We start from the raw sequence: 14,481 nt of genomic DNA on the forward strand, positions 1-14,481 counted from the left end.
AACACCGGAGGCAAGCTGCTGACCAACACCAACGGTAAGCCCAATCCTCCGGCACGATTGCCGTATCCCGTTTGACAGCAGCCTGCGGTACCACTGCCGCTAGTACCAAACAATCACTGCTAATCACGGCATCCCAGAACCACCTCGGAATCCGATCGATGGACTTTATCCTCCAGCAATTCATCAACGGGATCACGGTCGGCGGCATCTACGCCCTGATCGCCCTAGGCTACACCATGGTGTATGGCGTGTTGAAAATGATCAACTTCGCCCACGGTGACCTCTGCATCCTAGGGGGCTTCATCGGCCTGACGGTCCTGACATCAGGCGCTTTCGGCGGCCTGTCCATTCCGGTCTTGATCATTCTGGCTTTCCTCATCGCGATGATCGCCATCGCCATCGCCGGCACTATGCTCGACCAATTCGCCTATAAACCGCTGCGCAAGGCACACCGCCTGTCGGCTGTGGTCTCGGCGCTGGGCGCCTCCATGCTGATCCAGAACGGCATCATGCTGATCTGGTCGCCCAATGTGCAGGTATTCCCAAACAACCTGCTGCCCAACATTACCTGGGAAATCGGCGGCGCTTACCTCAGTTTCGTGCAGCTGCTGATCATCGTCTGCGCATTCCTGCTGATGGCCGCCCTGTATTATTTTGTGCACCACACCCGCCTGGGCACTGCCATCCGCGCATCGGCCATCGACCAGGATGCCGCCCGCCTCATGGGCATCAATGTCAATCGCGTCATTGCCACCGTCTTTGTGATCGGCCCGGTGCTGGGTGCCATTGGTGGCCTGTTCATCGGCCTCTACTATCGCCAGGTATTCTTCACCATGGGCTGGTCCTATGGGCTTAACGCCTTCATCGCCGCCATCATCGGTGGCATCGGCAATATCCCCGGCGCCATGCTGGGCGGGCTGTTGCTGGGGCTGTTCAATGCCTTTGCCGCCGGCTATATCTCCAGTTCCTGGCAGGACGCCATCACCTTCAGCCTGCTGATTGCCATCCTGCTGGTCCGTCCATCCGGACTGCTGGGCGAACGTGTCGCAGAAAAGGTCTAAGCCATGACTCAGTCACAACACATCACTTCTTCTGTCGATACGGGTACACCAACAACGCCCAACCGCGCAACCCCACCCGCCAGCACCAGCACCCGGTTCCTGCAGGTTCTGGGGCCGCTGATCTGGCTGATCGGCCTGGCAGTCCCCTCGGTCATGTCGCCTGCCTGGATCACCATTGGTGGGATTTTCGCCATTTATGCCATCGTGGCGCTATCCCAAGACATCGTGCTGGGCCGTGCTGGCATGTTCGACATGGGCCATGCCGTGTATTTCGGGATCGGCGCCTATACCAGCGCCATTCTGTCCCTGACATTCAACTGGCCCATCCTCTGGACTATCCCGGTCGCCATCGTGCTGTCAGCCGCTCTGGGGGCCATTCTATCCGCGCCCATCGTCAAATTGCGCGGCGACTACCTGCTGGTGGTGACCATCGGCTTTAACGCTATTTTCGTGCTGGCCATGAAAAACAATCTGTTCGGCCTGACAGGCGGGGCAGACGGACTGTTTGGCATCAGCGGTCCTACCCTGTTTGGCCATACGTTCGGCACGCAAAGCGAACTGTTCTACCTGAACTGGGTAGTCCTGGCCATCGTGCTATGGCTAATGCGCAATCTGGATCGCTCTGCGCTGGGCCGCACCTTCCGCTACATCAAATACGATGAGCTTGCCGCCACCACGCTGGGGGTCAACCCGCGCAACTACAAGGTAGCAGCCTTTGCCCTGTCGGCGGGCATCGCCGGGCTGGCCGGGACGCTGTTTGCCATGCAGCTGTCGGCTGTCAGCCCCGGTTCATTCCAATTCACGGACTCCGTTGTGCTGTTTGCCATTGTGCTGGTGGGTGGCCAGGGTTCGGTTCCAGGGGTGTTGCTGGGCACGGCCATGATGTTCGTCGTGCCGCAGATTTTCACCGAATTCGCCCAATATCGCTATCTGGTGTTCGGCATTGCCATGATACTCGTCATGGTTCTTCGTCCCCAAGGCATCTGGCCCGCACGCAAGGGAGCCCTATGAACCAGCCCCTGACTTCCCCCTCCTCCGACGTCCTGCTGGAACTCGACGGCGTCGGCATCAGCTTCGGCGGCCTGCGAGCCGTGGACGATCTCAGCTTCAAGATCCGCCGCGGTGAGATCGTCGGCTTGATCGGCCCCAACGGAGCAGGCAAGACCACCGTCTTCAATATGATTACCGGGGTTTACAAACCCACAGACGGCCATATCCGCTGGCAAGGCCAGGATATCACTGGTTCGCTCCCCCACCTGGTAGCCAAGGCCGGTATCCGCCGCACATTCCAGACCATTCGTCTGTTCACTGACATGACGGTGCTGGAAAACGTGATTGCTGGACAACATCTATTGATCCGGCAATCCTGGTGGCAGGGCCTGCTGCGCACGCCAGCCCAGCGCCAAGAAGAAAAAGAGCTGATCGACCGCGCCATGGTCGTGCTGCAACAACTGGATCTTGCCGACGTCGCCGACGAAATTGCAACTTCGCTGCCCTACGGCGCCCAGCGCCGGGTGGAAATGGCCCGTACCCTGGTCGCCAAGCCTGAACTCATCATTCTGGATGAGCCCGCCGCCGGCCTGAACGAACAGGAATCCGCCGGCCTGAACGACACCATCCGCATGATCCGCGACGCCGGCATCACCGTGATCCTGGTCGAACACGACATGAGCGTGGTGATGAACGTCACCGACAACATCGTGGTCATCAACTTCGGCAAGAAAATTGCCGAAGGAAAACCCGCAGACATCCGCACCAACCCACTGGTGATCGAGGCCTATCTGGGCCAGGATGACGACGACGAAGATGATCCCCTGATGAATGCCATCCACGAAAAACAGGCCCAGTCATGAGTTCCTTGCTAGAAATCGAAGACCTGTGCGTCAATTACGGACATATCCAGGCCCTCAAGGGTATCTCCCTGCAAGTGGCGGAACGCGAAGTCGTCGCCATCCTGGGGGCCAACGGCGCAGGCAAGACCACCCTGATGCGTACCCTCAGCGGGCTGCTGGCACCGCATGCGGGCAAAATCACCTTTGATGGTCACGACACCACGCGCATGGGTGCCGACCGCATCGTACGCCTGGGGATCGGCCAGTCACCCGAAGGCCGCCGTGTATTCGGCACCTTGTCGGTCGCGGAGAACCTGCGCATGGGCGGCTTTACCCGTCCGCCCGCCGAGATCACCGAAAGCTGTGAGCACGTCTATCAGATTTTTCCGCGCCTCTACGAGCGTCGCGCTCAACTGGCTGGCACCTTGTCGGGCGGCGAACAGCAAATGCTGGCCATTGGCCGCGCCCTGGTGACCAAACCCCGCCTATTGCTGCTGGACGAACCCAGCCTGGGCCTCGCTCCCATCATCGTGCGCAATATCTTTCAGGTATTGCGTGATGTGCGCGACACCGGGGTCACGATTCTCATCGTCGAGCAAAACGCCCGCATGGCGCTAAAACTGGCCGACCGCGGCTATGTTCTGGAAGTCGGCAAGCTCTCTCACGAAGGCCCTGCTCGCGAACTCCTGGCCTCGCCTGAAATCCAGGCGGCGTATCTGGGGCATTAAGGCTGAATAAAATGCGTTATGCTGTCTGGTTTCCAACCAAAAAAACCGGAGCCATCTCATGACTCAAGCCGCCGCCCGCCATATTCTGGTCGACACCGAAGAACAATGCCTGAAGCTGAAGGCAGACATCGAAAACGGTGCTGATTTTGCCGCCGTGGCACGCGAACATTCCAGCTGCCCGTCCAGCCGCGACGGCGGCAATCTGGGCACATTCGGGCGCGGTCAGATGGTGCCGGAATTCGATCAGGTCGTCTTCAGCGCACCGGTTGGCATAGTTCAAGGGCCGGTACAGACACAGTTCGGGTATCACTTGCTCGAAGTCACACAGCGCGAAGACTGATTTGTCTTGAAGCACAAAAAGAGGGTCCTTACGGATCCTCTTTTTGTTGTGCCAAAGCCCTTGCGCCCCCCACGAAGCGGCTTGCAAGCCGCTTCGATGATTCCGGCGCAAAAGGGTCCGCAGGGACCCTTTTTACCAAAGCCCTTGCGCCCCCCACGAAGCGGCTTGCAAGCCGCTTCGATGATTCCGGCGCAAAAGGGTCCGCAGGGACCCTTTTTACCAAAGCCCTTGCGCCCCCCACGAAGCGGCTTGCAAGCCGCTTCGATGATTCCGGCGCAAAAGGGTCCGCAGGGACCCTTTTTACCAAAGCCCTTGCGCCCCCCACGAAGCGGCTTGCAAGCCGCTTCGATGATTCCGGCGCAAAAGGGTCCGCAGGGACCCTTTTTACCAAAGCCCTTGCGCCCCCCACGAAGCGGCTTGCAAGGCGCTTCGATGATTCCGGCGCAAAAGGGTCCGCAGGGACCCTTTTTACCAAAGCCCTTGCGCCCCCCACGAAGCGGCTTGCAAGCCGCTTCGATGATTCCGGCGCAAAAGGGTCCGCAGGGACCCTTTTGTGTCCGGAATCATCCCACCATCATCAGGGTGGCGTTGCCGCCGGCGGCGGCGGTGTTGATGCATAGCGAGACCTCGCGCACCAGCATTTCCAGCGGGTAGGCATGGCCAGCGGCAAGTTCTGGGGTGCGACGCGCCAAGACCGGCACAATGGGGCCGGGGCGGGCAGCCACAAACTGGGTCAGGGCCAACAGGTCGTCGCCATCGCCTTCGAACAGCACTACATCGAAGTCCGTCTGGGCCAAGGCGCCTGTGGTCACCCAACGGGCAGACTGCAGTCCAGCCTCTTGGTGCAAGGCACGGATTTCAGGGGTATCCACCCACAGCATGGCATTGCCGCTGCGCTGGCAGGCCCGGACCTGTGCCTTGACGCCCACCACACTGACGGCACGGCACAGCACCGTGCCACGGGGCTTGAGACGATAGCGGTTGGTCTCGCCCGTGGGACCCGGCAGATCCAGCGGCTTGGCATCCTGGCCAGGCAGGCCCTCTACCGGCAAATCACTTGACGACAGGGCCAGCAGCCGATGCAGGTACAGCGGGCCACCCGCCTTCGGGCCGGTGCCGGACAAGCCTTCCCCGCCAAAAGGCTGGACGCCGACCGTGGCGCCGACAATATTGCGATTGACATAAATATTGCCTGCCTGAATCCGATCGGTGACATGATGCACCGTCTCATCCAGCCGCGTATGCACCCCGAAGGTCAAACCATAGCCACGGCCATTGATCGCATCAATCACGGCATCCAGTTGCTCGCGTGAATAGCGCATCACATGCAGCACCGGGCCAAAGACTTCTCGTTCCAGTTCGGCAATATCCGCAATCTCGATCAGCGTCGGGGCCACAAACGTACCGTGGCGCACCTGGCTCTGATCCAGCACCAGACGATCCACCACATGCCCGGCTGCCTGCATGGCCTGAATGTGTTTTTCGATCACGGCCTGGGCCTCAGCGTCAATCACCGGGCCGATATCCGTGGACAGAAGTTCAGGTCGAGCCACGCGCAGCTCATTCATGGCACCGCGCAGCATCGCCAGGGTACGATCCGCGCAGTCTTCCTGCACACACAGCACGCGCAGTGCCGAACAGCGCTGGCCGGCCGAATCAAAAGCCGAACTGAGCACATCGTAGACCACCTGTTCTGTCAGGGCTGAAGAATCGACGATCAGGGCATTCTGGCCACCGGTCTCGGCAATCAGCGGCACAGGATGTCCGGCCCCATCCAGGCGCTGTGCCAAGGTCTGGGCAATCAGTTTCGCGACTTCGGTAGAGCCGGTGAACATCACCCCATGGACGGCAGGGCTGGCCACCAATGCGGCCCCCACGGTTTCGCCTCGGCCTGGCAATAGCTGCACAGCATCCACCGGCACCCCGGCCCGATGCAGCACGGAAACCCCGTAGGCAGCAATCAGACTGGTTTGTTCGGCTGGCTTGGCCAGCACAACATTCCCTGCCGCCAGGGCCGCGCTGACCTGCCCGGTGAAAATTGCCAATGGAAAGTTCCAAGGGCTGATGCACAATACCGGGCCCAAAGGGCGGTGACTGTCGTTGGAAAACTGGGCCTCGATGCGGATCGCATAGTAGCGCAAAAAATCCACTGCCTCGCGGATTTCCGAGACCGCATTGGGGTAGGACTTACCGGCCTCGCGAATCACCAGACCGATGGACAACTGCATTTCGTCTTCCATCAACTGGGCAGCATGGCGCAGGCACTGGGCGCGCTCGGCCACCGGCGTGGATTGCCAAATGGGCGCGGCATATTCGGCACGCTTGAGCGCCGCCTGCACGTCGGTCTCGGTGGCCTCGATTACCTGGCCCACCACATCCCGCCGGTCGGCCGGATTCAAGACATTCTGAGCGCGATCCGCCACCCATTCGCCCGGGGGCGATGCGCGCCAGACCTGCTCGGCACTATCCAGCAGGGCAGCTGCCAAAGAGCCCAGGCGATGCTCATTGCTGAGGTCCAGACCAGCCGAATTGGCCCGATTTTCATGCATCAGATAGAGATCGCGCGGTAAGGGAATGCGCTCGTGGGGCGCGCCCAGCGGCTGGATCGAGCGAACCTTATGGACGGGGTCCTCGATCAGGCGATCGACCGGAATATCCTTATCGCCAATCTGATTCACAAACGAAGTATTGGCGCCATTTTCCAGCAGGCGGCGCACCAGATAGGCCAGCAAAGTCTCGTGCGTGCCCACAGGGGCATACACCCGGCAGGGACGATTCAAGTGGCCCTTGGCCACCGATCCTACGACCTCTTCGTAGAGCGCTTCGCCCATGCCATGCAGGCACTGAAACTCGTATTGGCCAGGGTAATAGTTCTCGCCCGCCATGTAATAGATAGAGGCCAGCGTCTGGGCATTGTGCGTGGCAAACTGCGGGAACACAGCCTCAGGCGCGGATAACAGCTTGCGCGCGCAGGCCAGATAAGACACATCGGTGTGGACCTTGCGGGTATACACCGGGTAGCCCTCCAGGCCATCGACCTGGGCACGTTTGATTTCTGAGTCCCAATAAGCGCCCTTGACCAGCCGCACCATCAGGCGGTGCTTGCTGCGTCGCGCCAGATCAATCACAAAGTCGATCACCAACGGAGCACGCTTCTGGTAGGCCTGAATGACAAAACCGATGCCGTTCCACCCACGCAAGCGCTCGTCAAAGCACAGGGCCTCCAGCAAATCCAAAGACGGTTCCAGACGGTCGGCTTCTTCGGCGTCGATATTCAGACCAATATCGTACTGCCGCGCCAGCACGGAGAGCTCGATCATGCGCGGCAACAACTCTGCCATCACGCGGTCACGCTGAGCCCGGGAATAACGCGGATGCAGTGCAGAAAGCTTAATGGAAATCCCTGGGCCTTCGTAGATGCCACGCCCCTGGGAGGCCTTGCCAATCGCGTGAATCGCCTGCTCGTAGGATCGGTAATAATCTGCCGCATCCTCGGCGGTGGTGGCCGCCTCACCCAGCATGTCGTAGGAATAGCGAAAACCTATTTCCTCAAACTTCCGGCTATTGGCCAGAGCCGATGAAATCGTTTGCCCCGTAACAAATTGCTCACCCATCAGACGCATGGCCATATTGACACCGCGACGAATCAGGGGCTCGCCTCCCTTGGCGATCAGGCGAGTCAAGGACTGGGACAGGTTTTGTTCACTGTTGACGCTGACCAGTCGGCCAGTCACCAACAGCCCCCAAGTGGCGGCATTGACAAACAAAGAGCGCGATTCGCCCACGTGCGCGCGCCAGTCGCCACGGCTGATCTTGTCGCGGATCAAGGCATCGCGCGTGGCCTGGTCAGGAATACGCAACAAGGCTTCAGCCAGGCACATCAGCGCCACGCCTTCTTGGCTGGACAGCGAGAACTCCTGGATCAGGCCCTCGACTCCGCCGCCCTTGCGCTTATCGCGCAAGGTCAGGACCAGGCGCCGGGCCAGCGCCTCGATCTGATCGGGCTGCATGGAACTGGCCTGATCAAGCAGCATGGCCACGCACTCGGGTTCGGGGCGACGATACGCTGCCGTGATGGCCGAACGCAGGACAGACTGTGGCTGGATTTCCTGGGCAAACTCGTAAAAAGGTGTCTGGGGGTCTGGTTCGGCAGCGGTATCAGGCTGGGCTGCATCCGGCCGATGATCAATATCGGCAGGCAATTGGCCGCGCTCGATGGCTTCGATGTAGGTCAGCAAAGCCTGCTTGTGCAGCCAATGCGGGGTACAACCCAGTTTATCGGCATGCTGCCGAAGACGTTCACGCAAGGTCTCGTCGACCTTAACTCCCAAGGTAACAGTGGCCATGATCGGGGCTCTCGGATTAAACACGGCAAACCCCCACGATGAAGGCACCGCTCTACTGCTGGCAGCTTAGTAGGTTAACCCCATTTCATCCATTATGGATAACCCGAAAACAACTTAGGTACAACCACCCTTTAGCACCAAGCCTGAAACAGGTGAACCCACCGGAACGCCTGCTCCTGCAATCGATGCTGCCAGCTGATGCAAGGCCTGGCGCTGGTGTTCAACCAGGGACGCGACCTCCGGCTGTGTGCCGACTGTACTGATATGCGCCTGACAAAGACGAGCAGGATTCTGCCCCGGCGGCTGATCCACCCACACGGCATCCAACCGGGTGCCCTGCCCCCAGATCAGTTCAAAGCGCGTGATGCGCAGTTTGATATCGCGTACAGGCATGCTTGGGCTGACCGTCATTTGCTGTAGATCCGGCGCCCCCAGGAGAGTACTGACTTGGGCCGCCAAGGCAGACTGAAGCTGATCCCCCAGCGGGGCAGCCCACAGAGATTGATTCAGTATCTCCACCGATGGGTCCGCAGCCGGATCACGCACCAGCAATTGCAGCCGATTGACCTCGGCGGGAATACTGACCACCTTGAGGCGCATCCCATAGTCCGCAGACCACGGCAATGCGTCGGACCCAGCCGCCGCGATCTGGCCAGGCGATGCCAAGCTGAAATATTGAGTGGGCAAGCTGGCGCAGCCCCCCAATAAGCCCAACACGACACCACCCAGCGCCCATTTCCATTGTTGCATCAGATCTCCCAAGCGGCAGGCTGGCCCACCAGCGTTTCATTATTCATCAATGCAGGCGATCCGGGGGTGGCCCACGCAGCAGCTGATTCGGCTGGGCTTGTAGGGAGTCAGCCAATATCTGCAAACCACGCGCCGCGCTCTCGAACGCCTTCAAGGTATCCTGCAAGCTGCCCATGACCGGCGCACCTGGGCTGAAAACGGCTCCCACCTGATCCAGCGAACGCCGGGCGGCATCCAGTACCTTGCCGGTTTGTGGGACCAACTGCTTATCCAGGCCCTGCATCAGCTTATTGAGATTATTGAGGCTACCCTGAATGTCTTGGCCAATTTCAGCAATGGGCAAGGCATCCAATTTAGTCATAATGCTACTGATCTGATTTTGCAGCTTGGCAAAGTCGCCCGGTACGGTGGGGATCACATAAGCATCCCGATTGTCAGGATCACCAGGGATGGAAATATTTTTTCCGACTTCCTTGGCGAACACATCCAACGCCACATATTGTTGGCCAGTCAGCAGGCTGGCTGATCGCAGCTGCGCACGCAGGCCGTGTTCGATCAAAGGCTGCAACAGGGCATTCCCCGTAGCGCCATTATTCACCGTGACAAGATCCAGATAGGCTTGACCAAAGCGATGGGGGAAAATCTGCCCACGCACACGCGAATAAAATTGCTGCTGTTTCTGATCAAGCTCCAGGTCGATATCCACAACCTTGCCAATCGATAGGCCGTGATAATCGATCTCGGCCCCCACGCTCAAACCCCGCACGGAATCCACGAAGCGGAACTCGACCGGCACTGGCTCGCCATCCGGTTCGGCCAGCGCCAAAGTGCGATTATCGAATAATTGATAAGTAGCGCCTGGTGCAGCTGGCGTCACATCGACTTGCCCTTCGAAAGAGCTGGATTCATCAGCCTGGGCAAAAGTAATGCCACCACTGAGAATCGCCGACAACCCGCTAGTGCGGATATCCACGCCACTGGGAGACAAAGAAACATCGATGCCACTGTCATTCCAAAACCGCGTATCCGCTGTCACAAAGCGATCATAGGGTGCATCAATGAAAATCTGCAGATTGACAGCACGGCCATCTGGCGCCATCTCGTAGTTGACCACCCGGCCGACCTCGATACGCCGGTAATACACCTGCGAGCCAACCGCCAGCGACCCCAGCGAAGACGCGACCAAATGATAGCGCGAACCGACTTGCCCACTTAGTACTTCGGGTGGATTCAGCAGTCCTATAAAATGTGTCGCGACCTCGCCCTTGGGCAAAGTGACCGGCGCGTCCACACTGAGATACACCCCAGATAACAAAGTATCCAGCCCAGATACCCCGGCCATGCTGACCCGAGGGCTGACAATCCAGAACTTGGCCTCTTCCTGGGTAATATAGTTGGAACCCTCGCGATCCAGTTGCACGTCTACCTGGACATGTTCGCGGTCGCGATCCACCCGTACCGTTTTGACGACGCCCACCACGACATTACGGTATCGCAGCTTGGTCTGACCAGCCTCAATGCCAGCGGCCTCTGGAAATGTGATCGTAATGACCGGGCCATTGCGCACCCACACCGATGCCAGCAAAGACAAAGCCACCACCAGCGCCAGCAGCGGCACCAGCCACACCCAGGACCACCGCAATGACCGGCCAGGACGCACCTCGGGCGCAACCGGTGTCTGAGGCGGGTTCGGAGTAGTAGTATCTTGCTGGTCTGTCATGCTATCCCTTGCCCTGACTGGGCATTCTGGCTACTGGCTCTCAGCCTATCCCAGCCTCGCCGGGGATCATAGCGCATCGCCGCGCACATTGTAAGCACCACGACAGCGCCGAAATTCAGCGCTGCCGGCCCGACATCAATTCTGGACAAGCCCGGAAAATCCGCCATCGCCGCCATCAGCACCACCACGAACACATCCAGCATCGACCACTGCCCGACGAATTCGATCACGGTATATAAGCGGGTACGCTGGCGCTGGACATAAACACCATCCGGCTTGGTGCGCAACAGCAAAAAAGACAAGGCCAGCAGCTTGGTCACTGGCACCATCACACTGGCCACGAAAACGATCAAAGCCAGATCCCAGGAGCCCATCTGCCATAGCTCGATCACCCCTCCCAAAATCGTGTGGCTGCTGATACCCACCGGTGTCTGTAGCGACATGATGGGCAATGTATTGGCTGGGATATAAAAAATCGCTGCCGCCAGCACCAAGGCCCAGACCTCGGCCGGGCTGCCATAGCGGGCATGGTCCAGCTTGGCTTCGCAGCGCCTGCAATGACCGTCCGCCGCAGGTGCCTGCACATAGGCGCAGGCTTCACATACCATGCCCTGGCCATCTTGCCCCGACACCCGGACCATGCCGGCGTCCTCGGCGGCCCGCCACAAGGCGTGCGCATTCCAGCGCGACAAACCAGACAAGAAAAAGCTGAGGCCAAAAAATCCCACCAAGCCCGGACCGATTTGCAAATTGCCAAGATCAGCGACCTTGACCAGGGCCACTAAAATCCCCAGCACCAGCACGGGCGCCATGGACCACGGCGCCAGACGCTCCAGCCAACGTAAAGTCCAGGCAAAATCAGGCGGCAGACGCCGCCCTGCAATAGCCTGCATGATCCACAAGGTCAGGGAAATCTGCAGCAGCGGGAACCAAAAACCCACCAGCCCCGTAACGACGGAGATGCCGTAATAGCCCCGATCCCAACACAAATGCAAAGCCTGCCAAAACGTCAGGGACAGGTCATGCCCCAGCACAGACAGGTAAATGATTGGAAACCCCTGGGCCACGGCAAATATCACCAGGCAGGCGCAGGCCATTGCTATCCATTGGCGTATGCTTAATGCCCCGCGCCGATACAGCACCGTGCCGCAACAATTGCAAGCCGCCTGCCCCCGCAAATCCAGCGGCAGGCGCTGGTGCAGGGTATCGCAATGCGGACAGGCAAGCAGGGGCCTGAGAGGGTCCCTGTTTGACATCAATCGACGAGCTCGGGCTCAGGATGGGAAGGCGTAGGGACGGTCCCGGTGCTATTCGGATCGTCAGGAAAGCTGAGCACGACCTGATCCTGGGCATCGATATCCACCAGCACCTGCCCCCCATGAATCAGTCGACCAAAGAGCAGCTCGTCGGCCAAGGCACGACGTATCGTGTCCTGGATGAGGCGCTGCATCGGACGCGCGCCCATGGCGGGATCAAACCCGGCACGGGCCAGATGTTCACGCAGCGCATCTGTGAAGACGGCATCCACGCGGCGTTCGTGTAGCTGGTCTTCGAGCTGCATCAGGAATTTATCCACGACGCGCAGGATCACATCGCGCGGCAAGGCCGAAAAGCCGATGATGGCATCCAGTCGGTTGCGAAATTCAGGGGTGAAATGGCGCTTGATCTCGGCCATTTCGTCGCCCGTGCGCTGAGGAGTCGCAAAACCAATGGCATTGCGGTTCAGCATATCGGCCCCGGCATTGGTGGTCATCACCAGGATCACATTGCGAAAGTCGGACTTGCGGCCATTGTTGTCGGTCAGGGTGCCATGATCCATGACCTGCAATAAAATGTTGTAGACGTCTGGATGGGCCTTTTCGATTTCGTCCAGCAGCAGTACGCAATGGGGCTGCTTGGTGACGGCCTCGGTCAGCAGGCCCCCCTGGTCGAAGCCCACGTAGCCCGGCGGCGCACCAATCAGGCGCGATACCGTATGGCGTTCCATGTACTCAGACATATCAAAGCGTAGAAGCTCGATGCCCAGCACAAAAGCCAACTGACGGGCGACCTCGGTTTTACCGACCCCCGTAGGGCCTGAAAACAGAAAGCAGCCGATGGGCTTGTCCGGACGACCCAGGCCAGAGCGCGCCATTTTGATCGAGGCAGCCAAGGCCGAAATCGCCTGATCCTGGCCAAACACCACGGATTTGAGGTCGCGCTCGAGGGTGGCGAGCTTATTGCGATCGTTGGTGGAGACGTTTTGAGGCGGAATGCGCGCGATTTTTGCCACGGTCGCCTGGATTTCCGCTGGACCAATCAGTTTTTTCTGACGCGATTTAGGCAGCAAGCGCTGGGCGGCGCCGGCCTCGTCGATCACATCGATGGCCTTGTCGGGCAGAAAGCGATCGCTGATGTGACGGGCAGCGAGTTCGACTGCCGCCGTAATGGCTGCGCCGGAATAGCGCACCTGGTGATGTGCCTCGAAGCGTGCCTTCAAACCGCGCAAAATCCGCACAGTCTGTTCGACCGAAGGTTCGGGGACGTCGATCTTCTGAAAACGCCGCGCCAGGGCATGGTCTTTTTCGAAGATGCCCCGGTATTCTGTGTAGGTCGTGGCCCCAATGCACTTAAGGTAGCCGGACGACAAGGCGGGTTTCAGCAGATTCGACGCATCCAACGTGCCCCCGGAGGCCGATCCCGCACCAATCAGGGTATGGATCTCATCGATAAACAGCACGGCATGCTGATTGTCCTTGAGGGCCTTCAGGACGAGTTTCAGGCGCTGTTCAAAGTCACCCCGATATTTGGTGCCCGCCAGCAAGGCCCCCATGTCCAAGGAATAAACCTGGGTCTGATTCAGGATCTCTGGGACATCGCCCTGGGTGATGCGCCAGGCCAGGCCTTCGGCGATGGCTGTCTTGCCCACCCCGGCCTCGCCGACCAGCAGAGGATTGTTTTTGCGTCGGCGGCACAATATCTGGATGACGCGCTCGACCTCGTCTTCACGACCGATCAGGGGATCAATGCGACCTTTGAGGGCCTCGGCATTGAGGTCCGTGGCATAGGTTTCCAGAGGAGACTTCTGTTGATCGGATTTCTGATCGGCAGCAGGGGGTTCCGCCTGCGGCGGTTGCACGGGAAGGGCTTGTTGAGAGGTCTTGGTAATACCGTGCGACAAATAGTTGACCACATCCAGGCGCGACACCCCTTGCTGCACCAGGAAGTACACCGCATGGGAGTCTTTTTCCCCATACATGGCAACCAATACGTTGGCCCCCGTGACGGCGGTCTTGGTAGAGCCATTAGAGGACACATGCATGATGGCCCGCTGAATCACGCGCTGAAAACCGAGTGTAGGCTGGGTATCGACCTCGCCGTCTCCCGGAAAAACCGGTGTGTTTTCGATCACGAATTTCCGCAAATCCTGGCGCAGGAGTTCGACATCGGCGCCGCAGGCACGCAGCACCTGAACCGCAGACGTGTTATCCAGCAGCGAAAGCAGCAGGTGTTCGACTGTGATGAATTCATGCCGTGCCGCACGGGCCTCGACAAATGCCATATGCAGGCTGACTTCAAGTTCTTCGGAAATCACGCTTCCTCCATTGTTACGGAGCGGACTAAGCAATCCGTTAGGTCTATTCTATGACTAAATGCGGGCACTGTTGTTCACCCTCTATCGGGGCAATCCCCAGTGTATGGAGGTTGCAGGAGAAAATAGGACA

General features: G+C 59.3%; 10 protein-coding genes. 5 read left to right on the plus strand and 5 right to left on the minus strand.

The window, feature by feature from the left end:
• Positions 1–158 precede the first annotated feature (158 nt).
• Genes VDP81_RS01480 through VDP81_RS01500 form a run of 5 tightly spaced genes read left to right on the plus strand, consistent with a single transcriptional unit; the run spans position 159 to position 3,961 of the window.
• Complete coding sequence (locus tag VDP81_RS01480) at positions 159–1,061, plus strand: branched-chain amino acid ABC transporter permease (RefSeq protein WP_322994759.1); 903 nt, start codon at positions 159–161, stop codon at positions 1,059–1,061.
• A gap of 3 nt (positions 1,062–1,064) precedes the next feature.
• Positions 1,065–2,072 carry a branched-chain amino acid ABC transporter permease gene (locus VDP81_RS01485; RefSeq protein WP_323011332.1) on the plus strand — a complete coding sequence of 336 codons (1,008 nt, stop codon included), beginning with the start codon at positions 1,065–1,067 and terminating at the stop codon, positions 2,070–2,072.
• Complete coding sequence (locus tag VDP81_RS01490; RefSeq protein WP_322994757.1) at positions 2,069–2,914, plus strand: ABC transporter ATP-binding protein; 846 nt, start codon at positions 2,069–2,071, stop codon at positions 2,912–2,914. The genes VDP81_RS01485 and VDP81_RS01490 overlap by 4 nt, the downstream gene beginning before the upstream one ends.
• Positions 2,911–3,621: an ABC transporter ATP-binding protein gene (locus VDP81_RS01495; RefSeq protein ID WP_322994756.1), complete on the plus strand. Its 711-nt coding sequence runs from the start codon at positions 2,911–2,913 to the stop codon at positions 3,619–3,621. The genes VDP81_RS01490 and VDP81_RS01495 overlap by 4 nt, the downstream gene beginning before the upstream one ends.
• Positions 3,622–3,679: 58 nt before the next feature.
• Positions 3,680–3,961 carry a peptidylprolyl isomerase gene (locus VDP81_RS01500; RefSeq protein WP_322994755.1) on the plus strand — a complete coding sequence of 94 codons (282 nt, stop codon included), beginning with the start codon at positions 3,680–3,682 and terminating at the stop codon, positions 3,959–3,961.
• Between the two features lie 563 nt (positions 3,962–4,524).
• Here VDP81_RS01500 and putA read toward each other — a convergent pair.
• The 5 genes from putA to clpA all read right to left on the minus strand — a co-directional run bounded on the left by putA (position 4,525) and on the right by clpA (position 14,351).
• Positions 4,525–8,307 (minus strand): trifunctional transcriptional regulator/proline dehydrogenase/L-glutamate gamma-semialdehyde dehydrogenase, encoded by a 3,783-nt coding sequence (putA, locus tag VDP81_RS01505; RefSeq protein WP_323011333.1) that lies wholly within the window; start codon positions 8,305–8,307, stop codon positions 4,525–4,527.
• Positions 8,308–8,421: 114 nt separating this feature from the next.
• The gene (locus VDP81_RS01510) at positions 8,422–9,057 is read right to left on the minus strand and encodes a PqiC family protein (RefSeq protein WP_323011334.1); all 636 of its coding nucleotides are present in this window, start codon (positions 9,055–9,057) and stop codon (positions 8,422–8,424) included.
• 46 nt (positions 9,058–9,103) lie between these two features.
• Positions 9,104–10,777, minus strand: a complete 1,674-nt coding sequence (locus tag VDP81_RS01515; RefSeq protein ID WP_322994752.1) for an intermembrane transport protein PqiB — start codon at positions 10,775–10,777, stop codon at positions 9,104–9,106.
• Complete coding sequence (locus VDP81_RS01520) at positions 10,774–12,033, minus strand: paraquat-inducible protein A (RefSeq protein ID WP_323011335.1); 1,260 nt, start codon at positions 12,031–12,033, stop codon at positions 10,774–10,776. Before VDP81_RS01520 ends, VDP81_RS01515 begins: the two co-directional genes overlap by 4 nt.
• A complete protein-coding gene (gene clpA / locus VDP81_RS01525) occupies positions 12,033–14,351 on the minus strand; it encodes an ATP-dependent Clp protease ATP-binding subunit ClpA (protein WP_322994750.1) in 2,319 nt (772 codons plus the stop codon). The genes VDP81_RS01520 and clpA overlap by 1 nt, the downstream gene beginning before the upstream one ends.
• Positions 14,352–14,481 lie beyond the last annotated feature (130 nt).

Source organism: Castellaniella sp. (assembly GCF_034675845.1).
In the GTDB taxonomy this organism is placed as follows: Bacteria; Pseudomonadota; Gammaproteobacteria; order Burkholderiales; family Burkholderiaceae_B; genus Castellaniella.